Annotated in this window: 14 protein-coding genes; 6 read left to right on the forward strand and 8 right to left on the reverse strand. The window is 69.6% G+C overall.

Features of this window, described 5'->3' with window-relative positions; all coding sequences use genetic code 11:
• Window positions 1-658 (forward strand): IS481 family transposase (locus GP2_RS18655; RefSeq protein WP_006902144.1); only part of this gene is annotated, 658 nt, incomplete at its 5' end.
• Here GP2_RS18655 and GP2_RS18660 read toward each other — a convergent pair.
• From GP2_RS18660 to GP2_RS18670, 3 genes are all read right to left on the reverse strand, one after another.
• On the reverse strand, window positions 655-1,527 hold the full coding sequence (locus GP2_RS18660; protein ID WP_006902145.1) for an acyl-ACP desaturase: 873 nt from the start codon (window positions 1,525-1,527) through the stop codon (window positions 655-657). The genes GP2_RS18655 and GP2_RS18660 overlap by 4 nt on opposite strands.
• Before the next feature lie 80 nt (window positions 1,528-1,607).
• Entirely contained in the window at window positions 1,608-2,915 is a 1,308-nt protein-coding gene (gene glyA, locus GP2_RS18665; RefSeq protein WP_040527462.1) for a serine hydroxymethyltransferase, read from the reverse strand.
• Between the two features lie 34 nt (window positions 2,916-2,949).
• A complete protein-coding gene (locus GP2_RS18670; protein ID WP_006902149.1) occupies window positions 2,950-4,218 on the reverse strand; it encodes a hypothetical protein in 1,269 nt (422 codons plus the stop codon).
• A 113-nt stretch (window positions 4,219-4,331) separates the two neighbouring features.
• Between GP2_RS18670 and coaA the strand changes: the two genes are divergently transcribed.
• A complete protein-coding gene (gene coaA, locus GP2_RS18675) occupies window positions 4,332-5,273 on the forward strand; it encodes a type I pantothenate kinase (protein ID WP_006902150.1) in 942 nt (313 codons plus the stop codon).
• A 39-nt stretch (window positions 5,274-5,312) separates the two neighbouring features.
• Here the strand turns inward: coaA and GP2_RS18680 are convergent, their stop codons facing one another.
• Window positions 5,313-5,900, reverse strand: coding sequence for a TetR/AcrR family transcriptional regulator (locus GP2_RS18680; protein WP_040527463.1), 588 nt, complete (start codon window positions 5,898-5,900; stop codon window positions 5,313-5,315).
• A 63-nt stretch (window positions 5,901-5,963) separates the two neighbouring features.
• On the opposite strand from GP2_RS18680, the gene GP2_RS18685 reads away from it, so the two are divergent.
• Window positions 5,964-7,124: an acyl-CoA dehydrogenase family protein gene (locus GP2_RS18685; RefSeq protein WP_006902152.1), complete on the forward strand. Its 1,161-nt coding sequence runs from the start codon at window positions 5,964-5,966 to the stop codon at window positions 7,122-7,124.
• Between the two features lie 30 nt (window positions 7,125-7,154).
• On the opposite strand, the gene GP2_RS18690 is transcribed toward GP2_RS18685, so the two are convergent.
• Window positions 7,155-7,931 carry an SDR family oxidoreductase gene (locus GP2_RS18690; RefSeq protein WP_006902153.1) on the reverse strand — a complete coding sequence of 259 codons (777 nt, stop codon included), beginning with the start codon at window positions 7,929-7,931 and terminating at the stop codon, window positions 7,155-7,157.
• A 92-nt stretch (window positions 7,932-8,023) separates the two neighbouring features.
• Here GP2_RS18690 and pdxR point away from each other — a divergent pair, with 92 nt between their 5' ends.
• Window positions 8,024-9,529, forward strand: coding sequence for a MocR-like pyridoxine biosynthesis transcription factor PdxR (gene pdxR / locus GP2_RS18695; RefSeq protein WP_006902154.1), 1,506 nt, complete (start codon window positions 8,024-8,026; stop codon window positions 9,527-9,529).
• Between the two features lie 40 nt (window positions 9,530-9,569).
• Here the strand turns inward: pdxR and GP2_RS18700 are convergent, their stop codons facing one another.
• On the reverse strand, window positions 9,570-10,352 hold the full coding sequence (locus GP2_RS18700) for an isoprenyl transferase (protein WP_006902155.1): 783 nt from the start codon (window positions 10,350-10,352) through the stop codon (window positions 9,570-9,572).
• A 145-nt stretch (window positions 10,353-10,497) separates the two neighbouring features.
• On the opposite strand from GP2_RS18700, the gene trhA reads away from it, so the two are divergent.
• Together trhA and GP2_RS18710 are read left to right on the forward strand one after the other, a co-directional pair.
• A complete protein-coding gene (gene trhA / locus GP2_RS18705; RefSeq protein ID WP_040527464.1) occupies window positions 10,498-11,166 on the forward strand; it encodes a PAQR family membrane homeostasis protein TrhA in 669 nt (222 codons plus the stop codon).
• A 598-nt stretch (window positions 11,167-11,764) separates the two neighbouring features.
• Entirely contained in the window at window positions 11,765-12,442 is a 678-nt protein-coding gene (locus tag GP2_RS18710; RefSeq protein WP_006902158.1) for a PepSY domain-containing protein, read from the forward strand.
• Window positions 12,443-12,503: 61 nt separating this feature from the next.
• Here GP2_RS18710 and GP2_RS18715 read toward each other — a convergent pair whose 3' ends face one another.
• Window positions 12,504-13,592: a 3-deoxy-7-phosphoheptulonate synthase gene (locus tag GP2_RS18715; RefSeq protein ID WP_006902159.1), complete on the reverse strand. Its 1,089-nt coding sequence runs from the start codon at window positions 13,590-13,592 to the stop codon at window positions 12,504-12,506.
• A 271-nt stretch (window positions 13,593-13,863) separates the two neighbouring features.
• Window positions 13,864-14,310 carry an Lrp/AsnC family transcriptional regulator gene (locus GP2_RS18720; protein WP_006902160.1) on the reverse strand — a complete coding sequence of 149 codons (447 nt, stop codon included), beginning with the start codon at window positions 14,308-14,310 and terminating at the stop codon, window positions 13,864-13,866.
• Window positions 14,311-14,363 lie beyond the last annotated feature (53 nt).

Genomic DNA, 14,363 nt, shown 5'->3' on the forward strand with positions numbered 1-14,363 from the left:
AACCGGGGCGCCGGTACGTGCCCGCAGACGCGAGATTCGCCGGTATGAACGTGAAGCGCCCGGAGACTTGATCCACGTCGACATCAAAAAGCTCGGGAGAATCCCCGACGGCGGTGGACATCGCGTACACGGCCGCGCCCAGGGCACCCGCAACTCCAGTGCCCACCGCGAGCCTGGACGAACCCGCAAAGTTGCTGGCCGCCCGAACCTGGGGTACGCGTATCTGCATCACGCCGTCGACGACCATTCCCGCTACGCCTACTCCGAGATCCTCGCTGATGAGAAGAAGGAAACCGCGACCGCGTTCATGACTCGGGCGTTGGCGCACTTCGCCTCGATCGGTGTCACCACCGCGCGAGTGATGACCGACAACGGCTCTTGTTACCGGTCCCGCATATTTCGGGACTTGTTGGACGAAAACGGGATTAAGCACAAGTGGACCAGACCGTACCGGCCGCAAACCAACGGCAAGGTCGAACGATTCAACCGGACCCTGCAGGAGGAATGGGCCTACGCCCGTCCCTACCTCAGTGAAACCGAACGCGTCGCGGCCTTCCCCGAGTTCCTTCGCATCTACAATCACGAACGCGGCCACACCGCACTCCGAGGCAACTCACCCGCCGACCGCGTACCCAACCTGTCGGGTCAGTACAGCTAGCCGCGGGCGCGGGAGAGGATGCGCTGACGCGCCGCCTCGGCCTCGTCGCCGAGTCCCTGGACCGAGTCGAGCTTGACCGCGTCGGCGAACGCCGCGGCGATCTCCTTCCAGGTCTCCTCGTTCTCGTAATCGGCGATGAGGGCGCGCTCGGCGTCGAAGTCGTCGATGTCGTGGCCGATCGCCTCGGCGCGGCCGACCGCGAGGGCCTTGTCCATCGCGATGACGGTGGTGTCCTGGTCGGCGACGATGCCGGCGTTGAGGAACTTGCCGAAGGTCTTCGACTGGACCTCGTCGTCGGCCGCGATCTTGGCGAGGATCTCCTCGAGGACCTCGTCGTCGGCGATCGCCGAGAGCCGCTTGATGAAGCTGACGCACTGGTTCTCGTGGACGGCCATCAGTGCGAGGACGTCCATCGGGCCGAGCTCGGCCATCGCCTCGGGGCTCTGGCGGTAACCCTTCGTCACGTGCACGAGGCGACGATGCTCGGCGTCCACCGGGTCGATCGCGCGGCGCACCACGAGGTAGTCACGGAGCACGATCGAGTGCCGGTTGTCCTCGGCGGTCCACACCCCGATGAGCTGGCGCCACTCGGAGAACGCCGGGAAGTGCTTGGCCAGCACACGGTGGTAGGAGGGGAGCTGGTCCTTCGTCAGCAGCAGCGCCAGCAGCGCGGCACGGGCCTCGTCGGACAGCGTGGCCTGCGAGGGATCGAAGTCCTCGCCGCCGAGGAAGGCGAAATTGCGCCCCTCGTCCCACGGCACCCAGTCGTGCGGCTGCCACGGGGAGGCGGCCGCCCTGTGCTCTTCGGCGATCTCGGGAAGAGCCTTCTCGAGAGCGATGATCAGGTCGTCTTCAGTGAGTGCGTTCATCGCTGCCAAGAATACGTACGCCGCCTCGTGAGGAGCAATTCAGGTCACACTCCTCACGAGACGGCGTCGGTGTGAATCGATCAGATGCGGCTCATCAGGCCCCACTCCTCGAGTCCCTCGTAGAGCGGGAAGTCGAGGGCGAGCTTGGAGACGCGTCCGCGCAGTGCGGAGACGTCGGCGGCGGGGCCGGCCGCGAGTGCGGTCGCGATGATGTCGGCGACCTCGGTGAACTGCTCGTCGCCGAAGCCGCGCGTGGCCAGGGCCGGGGTGCCGATCCGCAGGCCCGAGGTGACCATCGGCGGGCGCGGGTCGAACGGCACCGCGTTGCGGTTGACCGTGATGCCGACCTGGTGCAGCAGGTCCTCGGCCTGCTGGCCGTCGAGGTTGCTGTTGCGCAGGTCCACCAGAACCAGGTGGACGTCGGTGCCGCCGGTGAGGACCGAGATGCCGGCCTTGGCGACGTCCTCGCCGGTGAGACGCTCGGCGAGGATCTTCGCACCCGCCAGGGTGCGGCGCTGGCGGTCGGCGAACTCCTCGGTGCCGGCGATCTTCAGCGCGACGGCCTTGCCGACGATGGCGTGCATGAGCGGCCCGCCCTGCTGGCCGGGGAACACCGCGGAGTTGATCTTCTTGGCCCACTCCTGCTTGGCCAGGATGATGCCCGAGCGCGGACCGCCGAGGGTCTTGTGCACGGTGGAGCTGACGACGTCGGCGTGCGGCACCGGCGACGGGTGGAGGCCGGCGGCGACGAGTCCGGCGAAGTGCGCCATGTCGACCCACAGGTGGGCGCCCACCTCGTCGGCGATGGAGCGGAACGCCTCGAAGTCGAGGGTGCGCGGGTAGGCCGACCAGCCGGCGACGATGACCTTCGGCTTGACGTCGAGGGCGATCTTGCGCACCTCGTCCATGTCGATCCGGAAGTCTTCCTTGCTCACGCCGTAGAAGGCGTTCTCGTAGAGCTTGCCCGAGAAGTTGAGGCGCATGCCGTGGGTGAGGTGGCCGCCGTGGGCGAGGTCGAGACCGAGCATGGTCTCCCCCGGCTCCATCAGGGCCTGCAGGACCGCGGCGTTGGCCTGCGCACCCGAATGCGGCTGCACGTTGGCGAAGTCCGCGCCGAACAGTTCCTTCGCGCGATTGCGGGCGATGTCCTCGACCACGTCGACGTATTCGCAGCCGCCGTAGTAGCGGCGCCCCGGGTAGCCCTCGGCGTACTTGTTGGTGAGCACGCTGCCCTGGGCCTGCAGGACCGCGCGCGGAACGAAGTTCTCCGACGCGATCATCTCGAGCGTGTCCCGCTGACGGCTCAGTTCGCCGTTCATCGCGGCGGCGACATCGGGGTCCAGCTCCGCCAGGGACATCGAGTTCACGGATGACGAGTTCGAGGTCATGGTGTCAAGTCTAGGGACGGGACCGCCGAATCCCCTAACCAGCCACCTGCGCCCTCTGGTCGGCCCCCGTCTCGGCCTTCGGCCCGGTGGCGGCGAGTTCCCTTCTCAGGCTCGCCGGGATCAGCGGTTCGTCGAGGAGACGGCCGAAAGCCGCGGCCCGGTCGTCGGAGGCGTCGAGCCACCGGTCCAGGAGCCGGTAGCCCTCGACGTAGGTGCTGATGTAGGCGCGCCACAGCGGGGAGGTGAGGAAACGCAGCATCTGCCGGGCCCGCTCGGGCGGGGCGAGCAGCCATGTCTGCAGGAACTGCGCGACGGTGTCCGCCTCGACGTCGCGGTCGTGCAGCAGCAGTGCGGCGTCCTGCCGCACGGTCAACAGCCCCGCCGCGGCCCGCCCGACCCGTGCGGCCCGGTCGGCGTCGAAACGCAGCCCGATGTCGGCGTAGATCTCGGCCGCCCACGCGTGCCAGTCGGGGCCCATGATCGCGTCGAGGGCGTGATCGGCGAGCCCCTCGGCCATCAGGCACTGCGGGGTGTTGACGAGGAAGATCGACTGCTCGTGCTGCCCGGCGCCGACGAGCAGCTGCTCCTTGCGGCAGTGCTCGGTGTGATGGCCCGGGTACGCCTCGTGGGCGATCAACGACGGCAGCGACGACATGTACTGGGTGAGGTCGGCGTTGATCGCAACCCGGGAGCGGTACCCGCCGAGGTAGTAGTTGAACCCCGACCAGGGCTTGTCGGTGACGACCTCGAACTCCACGATCTCGTTGTCCGGCAACGGGTACCGGGCCCGGACCCGCTCGCGCAGGGCGCCGCTGAAGGCCCGCACGCACTCGTCGACCTTCGCCGGCGGGATCTCGTCGGCACGTCGATGCGCCGCGTAGGCGTCGCGCAGGTCGTCGCCGGTCGCGCCCGGGACCCCGAGCGCCTCGGCGAGCGCGACGTGCGCGGACTCGTAGCGGTCGGTGTCGGCGAGCGCGATGTCGACGTCGAAGTAGGCCCGGACCTCGTCGACGAAGGAGATCTCCTCACCGGCGAACCGCCGCGCCGAACACTCCAGCGCACGAAGGTGCGCACCCAGGAACTCGGCACGATCCGCGGGCAATCCGCCGGGCAGCTCGGCGAGCAGCGCCCGGGCCCGCGCGGCCAGCTGCGCGGGTTCGGGGGCCGGCGCGTTCTCGACCTCGGCACGCAACGCCGGGTCCCCGGTGTAGGCGTCGACGAACCCCTCCTCGAGACGGTCGAACGCCAGTCCCAGTCGCAGGTAGTCGGTGACGATGTCGAGGTCAGCGGTGTCGGCCGGCATATGGCCGAGGCTACCCCGGGCCCACCTCTGTGTCGCAGGCAATCGCGTGCCCCTAAGCTGTACGACATGACGACCCGGGCATCCGCGCGTACGACGACCCCGGAGCTGCGCTGATGGCTCGTAACTCCAGCGACCGGGATCCCAGTCTGTACCTGGAGTTGGACCGGCGGCAGTGGCGAGAGCTCCGCGAGTCGATGCCGATGGTCCTCACCGAGGACGAGCTCGCCGAACTCGTCGGTCTCGGTGAGCAGATCGACCTGCAGGAGGTCGCCGACGTCTACCTGCCGCTGTCGCGTCTGATCCACCTCCAAGTCGCTGCGCGACAACGACTCTTCGCGGCCACCTCGACCTTCCTCGGCGAACGCCAGACCAGCCGTCAGGTCCCGTTCATCATCGGGATCGCGGGGAGCGTGGCGGTCGGCAAGTCCACGACCGCGCGCGTCCTCGCCGCGCTGCTGGCGCGCTGGGAGTCCCACCCGAAGGTCGACCTGGTGACGACCGACGGATTCCTCCTTCCCACTGCGGAGATGCAGCGCCGGGGCATCCTGCACCGCAAGGGTTTTCCCGAGTCCTACGACCGGCGCGCACTGCTGCGGTTCGTGACCGAGGTGAAGTCGGGCGCACGCGAGGTCGCCGCACCGGTGTACTCGCACCTGGCCTACGACATCGTGCCGAACGTCTATCACTATGTGCGCCAGCCCGACATCCTGATCCTCGAGGGCCTCAACGTCCTGCAGACCGGCCCTACGCTGATGGTGTCGGACCTCTTCGACTTCTCGATCTACGTCGACGCGAAGATCGAGGACATCGAGGAGTGGTACATCTCCCGCTTCCTGCAGATGCGGACGACCTCATTCGCCAACCCGGACTCGCACTTCCACGCCTACGCCTCCCTGACCGACGAGCAGGCGACGGCGGCGGCCCGCGATCTCTGGATCTCGATCAACCGACCGAACCTCATCGAGAACATCCTCCCGACCCGCCCGCGCGCGACGCTTGTCCTGCGCAAGGACCACGACCACTCGATCAACCGGGTCCGTCTCCGAAAGCTCTGAGCGCCCGGGGTTCCCGGCCCCGCCGTCCGGTCGGTCCGATCAGTCGGTCCGCAGCATGAGGTCGACGAGTTCGGCGCTGTGGCGGCCGGCGCCCGCCCGGTCCTCCTCGGAGTCGGACAGGTGGAGGGCGCCCACCCCCATCGCGAAGATCCATGCGGCCCGCATCGAGGCGGTCTGCTCGTCGAGCCCGTGGTCGACGAGGCAGCGGCGCACCGCATCCCGGGCCCGCCGATCCGACCTGCGGATGCTCGCCCGCGCCTGCGGATCGGTGCGCGCCCACTCGCGCATGGCGCGCTCGATCATCCAGTGCCGCGGGCTGGTGAGCTGTGCGATCAGTCCCAGCAGCCGTTCCCTGGGCGGTAGGCCGTCGAGGGACTCGAACTTCTTGTGCTCCTCGTCGCTCCACTCACCCCAGCGTTCGACGAGCGCCTGCCGGTAGGCGGCGATGTCGGTGAAGTGCCAATAGAAGCTGCCCTTGGTGACGCCCATCCGACGGCAGAGGGAGTCGATCTTGACCTGGTTGAGGCCCTCCTCGGCGAGGACCGCGTACCCCAGTTCGATCCAGTCGTCGGCGGACAGTCCGCGTCCACCACCCTGCCCGCGCTTGCGCTCCCGCACCTCGGTCATCGCCACAGCCTAGATCGCCGAATCCCCCGTTTCCATACTTTTTCGTATGTTACGTTCCGACCCATGACCACGACATCCGGATCGGTGACGATCACCGACGAATTCGTCACCGCGCTGGCCGACCGTGCCCAGCAGGCCGAAGAGCTGCGCAAACTGCCCGCCGACACCATTCGGGACGCGACCGACAGCGGTCTCCTCGACCTGCTGATACCGCGGCGGTTCGGCGGACTCGAGGCCCCCTACCCGGAGATCCTCGACCACGTCCGCCGCCTGGCGCACGGCTGCACGTCGAGCGCGTGGACGCTGGGCTTCTACACGCTGCACGGATGGATCACCGCCCTGTTCGACGAACAGGCCCAGCAGGAGGCCTTCGCCGTCCGGCCCTACCTCGCCCCGGCCCCGTTGGCGCCGACCGGCACGGCAGAACCGCGCGACGGCGGCTTCACCCTGTCCGGCCGCTGGTCATGGGCCACCGGGATCATGCAGGCCAACTGGGTCATGGTCGGCGCGATCGTCACCGGGGACAAACCCGACGCGATCCTCGCCCTGCTCCCCGTCTCCGACGCCCGGGTGGAGGACGTCTGGCACACCGACGGGATGCGGGCCACCGGATCCAACGACGTGGTCGTCGAGAACGCGTTCGTGCCGAGCCATCGCACCATCCGGGTCCGTGACCTGTACGCGGGCCGGACCCCCGGCGCCGCACTCCACGACAACCCCTCGTATCGCTGGCCGATGGTCCCGGCCCTCGCCCTGCTCGCCGCGATGCCGGCCCTGGGCACGGCCGAACGCGTCACCGACCTGTATGCGACCCGGCTCTCCGAGCGTGTGCTCGCCTATCAGATGGTCAAGCAGAAGGACAAGCCTGCCGCGCGAATCCGGCTGGGAGACGCTCGGATTCGCCTACGGGCCCTGCGTGCCCTGCTCGACGGCACCGTCGCGACGATCGAGGGCACGCTCGCCGCCGGCGAGACCGTCGACCTGCGCACCCGCGCACAGGCCCGACTCGCCGCCGCCCGGATCGTGCACGAGTCGAAGGCGGTGATCGGCAGCCTGCTCGAGGCCTCCGGCGCGAGCGTGCACTTCCTCGACCATCCGATGCAGCGGGCGCGGCGCGACGTCGACGTGCTGTCCGGTCACGTCGTGTTCGACCACGACGAGATCCGGGAGATCACCGGGTCGCTCGAGATCGGGATGGAGATCTCGCCGTTCGCGATGGTGTGAGGGGCTCTCACCCTCGGCCGGTGGCCGCACCTACGCCCCGGCCGCCGGCGCCGCGGCCTGCGCGGCGAGCCAGTCGTCGAGTGCGGTGGTGGTGACGATGTCGGGGTGGGCCGGCACCAGGCCGCCGCGGCGGATCGCCGGACCGCCGACCGACGCGCCGATGACCCATCGCGGCGAGCGTCGCCGGGACGCAACCGCTTTCGCCACGTCGACCAGATTCATCTCGTCGGGACCGGCGACCTCCACCTTGCGGCCGTCGTGGTCGGCAGAGGTCGCGACGTCGGCGACCACCCGCGCCACGTCGGCCGCGGCCGCAGGGCGCGACCACATCTTGGGCGCGACGGCGACGGGGCCGAGCGACATCCGCCCCATCATCTGTTCGGCCAGTTCGAACCACTGCGTCGATGCGACGATCGTGAGCACCTCCGGCGGCAGCGCCTGCCGGTAGGCGTCCTCCTGCGCCGCCTTGCCCTGGTAGTAGCCGAACTTCGCGTTCACCTCGGGCTTGTCGGCGTTCGCGATCGACACGCAGACCACGTGTCCCACCCCGGCGTCGGTGGCCGCCCGGGCGATGTGGGCCGCGGTCGTGCGGAAGAAGTCGATGGCCTTCTTGGCGCTGAGCGTTTCCAGGCTGAGGCAGTCGACGACGACGTCCGCGCCGGACATCACCTCCGCCAGTCCCTCCCCCGTGTACGCGTCGACACCGCGCGCCCGGTTGGCCCCGACCACCTCGTGCCCGCGTCGGGAGAGCTCCTCGACGACCCGGCTGCCCAGGACCCCGCTCGCTCCGATCACCACGATCTTCATCCTGATCCCACCTCTGCTGTCGTTCCTGTTCCGTCATTGCTCTCCGGCACCTACGCTAGTGCTCGATTAGCACAAGAAAGTGGTCCAATCCGGTGGCAGAAAACAGTGTCAATTTGCCTGGCGCCGATTCCCCCGCCGCCCGGTCCCGCGATCCGTGGGGCGAGGTGGCCGCCGGTCTCGGAGCGGATCTGTTCCTCGATCCACCCCTCGCGAACACCGGCACACGCGGTCGTGCGGCGACACTGCGCCGAACACTCGCCGAGGCGCTGCGGTCGGCGATCCGCGACGGCCGGTTGCCGCCGGGCACCGCGCTGCCGCCGTACCGCTCGCTGGCCGCCGACCTGGGAGTGGCCCGGGGCACGGTGTCGGCGGTCTACCAGGAGCTGGTGGCGGAGGGCTGGCTGACCGCCCGCCAGGGGTCGGCCACCAGGGTCGCCGAGGGCGCCGCCCACCCGGACGCCGGCCGGGACGCCTCGACCGTCCAGACCGCCACCGCCACAGCAACATTCCGCATCCAGCACGACTTCTCGCTCGGACAGCCGTGCGCGGGGATGTTCCCGCGCACGGACTGGGTCCGGGCGACCCGGCGCGTCCTCACCGACTGCGCGGACGACGCCTTCGCGCCGGCGCATCCGCAGGGGCGTCCGGAACTCCGCCTCGCCCTTGCCGGATACCTCGGCCGCACGCGCGGGGTCCGCACCACCGCAGACCGGATCGTCCTGGGCACCGCGGTGCAGTCGGCCCTGGAACTCCTGTCGCGCACCGTCATCGGCGACGTGCTCGCCGTGGAGAGCCACGGGCTGCCGTTCCACTGGCGAGCCGTCGAACGGGGCGGCACCGGCGTGGTCCCTATCCCGGTGGACGGCGAGGGCATGGTCGTCGACGAGCTCGAGCGCAGCGGCGCGTCGGCGGTCCTGCTCACGCCGAGCCACCAGTTCCCGACCGGTGTGGCGTTGTCTCCGGCCCGCCGCATGCAGGTCGTAGACTGGGCCCGCCGCACCGGCGCGGTGATCGTCGAGGACGATTACGACGGCGAGTTCCGCTACGACCGCGATCCGGTGGGCGCCCTGCAGGCGCTCGGCCCGGATGTGGTCATCCACGCGGGCTCGGTGTCCAAGAGCCTCTCCCCCGCGGTCCGCGCCGGATGGCTGGCGCTGCCGGACCATCTCGTCGAGAAGGTGGTGCAGGCCAAGGGGTTACGCGAGCCCGACGCGAGCATCCTCGACCAGTTGATCCTGGCCGACCTGATCGGCTCGGGGGCCTACGACCGCCACATCCGACGTAGCCGCCAGGCGTATCGGGCTCGGCGCGACGCCCTGGTCGACGCGATGACCGCCACGGGCTTTCGCCTCCCCGGCATCGCGGCGGGTCTCCACGCGGTGATCCCCGTCGAGCACGACGCCGAGAATGCGTTGGTGCACCGGGCCTTTGCGCGTGGGATCGGACTCGTGGGGTTGTCGGTGTTCCGCCATCCCGATGCCGAACCCCTCCCCTACGGCGGGCTGGTCGTCGGATTCGGGACGCCCGCCGCGTCGACCTACACGGCCGACCTCGAGGCACTGACGCGCCTGCTCGCGGGTTCGGGGGACGACCGCTGACGAGACGGTCGCCCGTCCTGCGTCCGAACCGGGCCGGCGCCTATTTCCCGAACCGCCGACTGCGGGCCGAGTAGTCCCGCAGTGCGCGGAGGAAGTCCACGCGCCGGAACTCGGGCCAGTAGGCGTCGGTGAACCAGATCTCCGAATACGCGCTCTGCCACAACAGGAATCCCGACAGCCGTTGCTCACCGGAGGTCCGGATGACGAGGTCGGGGTCGGGCTGCCCCTTGGTGTAGAGGTTGGCGTCGATGGCCTCGACCGTGACGGCGTCGATCATCTCCTCCGGCGTGGCACCCTCGGCGAGCTTCTCGGCGAGCAGCGCGCGCACCGCGTCGACGATCTCCTGCCGCCCTCCGTATCCGACGGCGACGTTGACGTTCATGCCGTGGTGGTCGGCGGTGCGTTCCGCGGCCGCACGCAGTCGCCCGGCGACGGGGTCCGGCAACGCGTCGAGCGTGCCGACGATGCGCACACACCATTGCGAGCCCGGCGCGGAGATCTCGTCGACGATGTCGGGCACGATCTCCAGCAGCGCGTCGAGTTCCTCCGACGACCGGTTCAGATTCTCGGTGGAGAGCAGGTAGATGGTCACGGCCTCGATGCCGAGGGTCGAGCACCAGCCCAGCATGTCCGCGATGCGCTGCGCGCCGACCCGATGGCCATGGCTGACGTCGTCGAAGCCCGCCTCCCGCGCCCAGCGGCGGTTGCCGTCACAGATGATCGCCACGTGCCGCGGCAACCGCTCGGGGTCGAGGAGCTGGATGAGGCGGCGTTCGTAGATGTTGAGAACAGGACGGCGCACCCGGTCCGGCAGCAGTTTCATCGTGCTGGCGACCCCAACTGGGCGGAAGACTCTTCGCGGCTCCGTGTCACGTGGGACACCTTACGCGCCGCGATGGGAGCAAACCGACCCATATCGGTGCCAGAAGCCCCTCCTACCAGCGCGTAACTTACGGTAGCGTAACCATATGAGCACGACACTGAGTCCATCCGTGGACGAGCGACCGCGCCTGCGCGGCGTCATCCACCACTACTCCGCGTATGTGGCAGGGTTGGCCGGTCTCGCCCTCGTCATCGGAGCCGCCCTCCTCGACGGCGCCGTCGCCGCCCTCACCTGCACGATCTACGCGATCACCGTGGTGGGGCTCTTCACCGTCAGCGCGACGTACCACCGCATCCCATGGAAGACCATGCGGGCGCGCCTGCGCATGAAGCGCGCCGACCACGCCACGATCTTCCTGTTCATCGCCGGCTCCTACACGCCGTTCTGCGCCCTGGGGCTCCCGTCGCCGACGCGGTGGTGGGTGCTCGCGATCGTATGGGCAGGCGCCATCGGCGGCGCTCTGCTGAAGATCATGTGGCCGGGCGCGCCGCGCTGGCTGGGCGTCACGCTCTACGTCGCGCTGGGTTGGGTGATCGTCGCGGTCGCCCCGGCGCTCGTCCACCAGACCGGAGTGACGGTCATGGTCCTGCTGGCCCTCGGCGGGGTCTTCTACAGCGTGGGCGGCGTGCTCTACGCCGTGCGCTGGCCCAACCCCTGGCCGACGACGTTCGGTCACCACGAGGTGTTCCACGCCTGCACCGCGGTTGCCGCGTTGTTGCACTACATCGCGGCCTGGATGGTCGTCGCGGGCTGAGCCCGCAGAAATCACACCGCGGGCTAGCCCGCAGAAACGACACCGCGGGCCGAGCCCGCCCGCCTTCGGATCACCACGGGTACAGCCGATCCCCCGCACGCGACCACTCGATACGATGCGGCGGTGACCTCGGCCCTGCAGACAGTGCACCGGATGCGCGGATGCGCAGTCGGTGCACTGTCTGCGTGCACGGCCGTCGCCGCGCACGGGATGGCCGACGGCGTCCTGCCGGACTCGGATTCTCTGGTGCTGATGATCGCCGCGTGCGCGGCGCTCGGCGCCACCGTCGGGACCGCCGTCCGCCGCAGTCCCGGTCCGGCCGCCACACTCGGGCTTCTGGCTGCCGGCCAGGTCCTCGCGCACCTCTGCCTGTCGGCACTCGACGACCTCCCGGCGATGCTCCACCACGGCGTGGCCCCGGCGTCGCCGTCCATGATCGCGATGCACGTCGCCGCGACGGGCGTCACCGCCGGCGCACTCCGTGTCGCCGACGCCGTCCTCCCGGCCCTGTTGACCGCGATCGTCGCACTCGTCCAGCCGGTGCTCGATCCACCGGCCGCCGAGTGCCCCCGACTCGACCGGCTGGTCCCGGCACGCGGTGAACACCGAGATCTCGGCCCCGGAATCCGCCGGCGCCCCGGCCGGTTCCGGCCACCACGGCACGGATCACGGTGCGGCTCACGAGCACTCGGCCCCGCTGTCGACCATCCCGGACCTCGACCGCGTTCTCGCCGCCGCGCACGCCGCCGGAGTGGACGGCGCCGTCGAGGTGGGCATCCCGTCCTCGACCGACACCGCCTTCACCGTGACGCAGACGCGTCAGCCGTGGCAGTTCAGCCCGGACAGCGTGGCCGTCGACGGCGCCACCGGACGCATCGTCGACGAATCCCGGTTCGCCGATTGGCCGTTGGCGGCCCAGCTCACCAACTGGGGCATCGCCCTGCACATGGGCATCCTGTTCGGCCGGCTCAGCCAGATCGGTCTGCTGTTGCTCGCGATCGCCCTGGTGGCGGTGATCGTGCGCGGCTACCAGATGTGGTGGCAGCGCCGGCCCCGTCACTCGGGCCCGTTCGGCGTCGGGAGGCCCCCGGCACGCGGGGTTCTCCGCCGATTGTCGGTGCCGTGGACGATCGCGCTCGTCGCGGCGACCGTCGTCGTCGGCTGGTTCATCCCGCTGCTCGGCATCAGCCTCGTGGCGTTCCTGGTCGTCGACCTCGCCCTGGGCTTGCGGACGAAACGTGTTCGGGCACAAAAGAAGACCACCACCTCGGCCTAGCGGCAGAGGTGGTGGTCACCACGGTCCGGGCGCGTCGCGGCGCGCCCGGACCGTCGGGTCTCTAGCCTCGCGCGAACGCGGCGAGCACCGACGCGGTGGCGTCCCAGCCCATGCACTTGTCGGTGACCGACTTGCCGTAGACGAGCGGGTCCGCATCCGTCGACTGTGCGCCCGGCTCGAGGAAGCTCTCGAGCATGACGCCGCTGATGTTCGCCTCCTGACCGGCCTCGCGGGCGGCACGAACCGTCGCCGCGATCTCGCCGGCGACCTCGGCCTGACGGACGTGGTCCTTGCCGGAGTTGGCATGCGAGCAGTCGATCATGACGCGGGCGGGCAGGCCGGCCTTGGCGAGGGCCTCAGCGGCCGACGCGACCGAGGCGGCGTCGTAGTTGGGGCCGCGGGTGCCGCCGCGCAGGATGATGTGGCAGTCCTCGTTGCCGGCGGTCTCGACGACCGCGCCGTTGCCGAAGTCGTCGACGCCGAAGAAGACGTGCTCGGCGGATGCGGCCTTCACACCGTCGATGGCGACCTGGACGTTGCCGTCGGTGCCGTTCTTGAAGCCGATCGGCATCGACAGGCCCGACGCGAGCTGACGGTGCACCTGCGACTCGGTGGTGCGGGCGCCGATGGCACCCCAGGCGACCGCGTCGGCGATGTACTGCGGGCTGGTGGGCTCGAGGAACTCGGTGCCCACCGGCAGGCCCAGGTCGATGATGTCGAGCAGGAGCGAGCGAGCGGTGCGCAGGCCCCGCTCGACGTCGAAGGTGTTGTCCATGCCGGGGTCGTTGATGAGCCCCTTCCAGCCGACCGTGGTGCGCGGTTTCTCGAAGTAGACGCGCATGACGATCTTCAACCGATCCGAGTACGCCTCGGCCAGCGGCGCGAGCCGGCGGGCGTAGTCGATCGCCGCGATCGGGTCGTGCACCGAGCACGGCCCCACGATCACGAGCAGGCGGTCGTCGCGGCCGGCGAGGATGTCGGCGATCTCCTCGCGGTCACGCTGGACGGCCAGCGCGCGACGCGCGGTGAGGGGGAGCTCGCTGCGGACGGAATCCGGCGACGGGATCGCCCGGAACGACTTGATCCGGCGATCAGAGGTGGACTGGGCCTGCTCGTCCGTGGTGGTCGAGAGATCCGGGAGTGTGGTCACGGTTCGTGCCTTTCGGGGTCATGCCCTGTCGGTGTCTCAACCGGGGCACGCCCTGTCTGTGGTGGAGCCCCGCTCAAACGACAAGAGCAGCGACCGTCTGGTCGCTGCTCGGGCTCCGGGTGTTGGCGTGCGTGCGAAGATCAGCGCTTCATCGTGGCCCCACCCGGAGCCTCGATAAAGCGCCAATAGGCGCGCACGGTGCTGATCACGGCGACCACCTTAACACAAGTGGGACACGCCGTTGTCATCAGTGTCACGGTTGTCATCAGCGTCACGGATGGCCGCGGTCGATCAGCTCGCTGAGCACGATGATCGACTCGGACTTGTCCACCGGGCCGGCCCGCCGGATCCGCTCGAGGGCCTGCTCGAGATGCCGCACGTCGCGGGCGCGTACCCGCAGGATCGCATCGGCTCCACCGGTGATCGTCGCGGCGCCGACCACCTCCGGGATCGGTTCCCAGGCCGCCCTGAGTTCTTCCGGCGAGATGTTGCCCCGGCAGTAGACCAGCACGTAGGCCTCCGTCGTCCACTGCATCGCATGGGGGTCCACGATCGCGGTGAATCCCCGGATCACCCCGTCGGCGACGAGGCGGTCGACGCGACGCTTGACCGCCGGCGCCGACAGCCCCACCTCCTCGCCGATCTGCGCATAGGTGGCGCGCGCATCGCGGGTGAGACAGGAGAGCACCTTCTCGTCGAGGTCGTCGATGGTCCGCAACGGATCTTCACCTTTCGGCTCGATTGCGGCGATTCGTTTCGTCGGCGCGCAAC

This window comes from Gordonia paraffinivorans NBRC 108238, assembly GCF_000344155.1.
GTDB lineage: Bacteria > Actinomycetota > Actinomycetes > Mycobacteriales > Mycobacteriaceae > Gordonia > Gordonia paraffinivorans.

What these genes read in the sequence shown, in the direction of transcription:
- coaA (WP_006902150.1), top strand. Translation starts at nt 4,332, where the DNA reads ATGGCTCGTAACTCCAGCGACCGGGATCCCAGTCTGTACCTGGAGTTG.
- GP2_RS18700 (WP_006902155.1), bottom strand. Translation starts at nt 10,352, where the DNA reads ATGAAACTGCTGCCGGACCGGGTGCGCCGTCCTGTTCTCAACATCTAC.
- GP2_RS18660 (WP_006902145.1), bottom strand. Translation starts at nt 1,527, where the DNA reads ATGAACGCACTCACTGAAGACGACCTGATCATCGCTCTCGAGAAGGCT.
- glyA (WP_040527462.1), bottom strand. Translation starts at nt 2,915, where the DNA reads ATGACCTCGAACTCGTCATCCGTGAACTCGATGTCCCTGGCGGAGCTG.
- GP2_RS18690 (WP_006902153.1), bottom strand. Translation starts at nt 7,931, where the DNA reads ATGAAGATCGTGGTGATCGGAGCGAGCGGGGTCCTGGGCAGCCGGGTC.
- GP2_RS18685 (WP_006902152.1), top strand. Translation starts at nt 5,964, where the DNA reads ATGACCACGACATCCGGATCGGTGACGATCACCGACGAATTCGTCACC.
- GP2_RS18680 (WP_040527463.1), bottom strand. Translation starts at nt 5,900, where the DNA reads ATGACCGAGGTGCGGGAGCGCAAGCGCGGGCAGGGTGGTGGACGCGGA.
- trhA (WP_040527464.1), top strand. Translation starts at nt 10,498, where the DNA reads ATGAGCACGACACTGAGTCCATCCGTGGACGAGCGACCGCGCCTGCGC.
- GP2_RS18670 (WP_006902149.1), bottom strand. Translation starts at nt 4,218, where the DNA reads ATGCCGGCCGACACCGCTGACCTCGACATCGTCACCGACTACCTGCGA.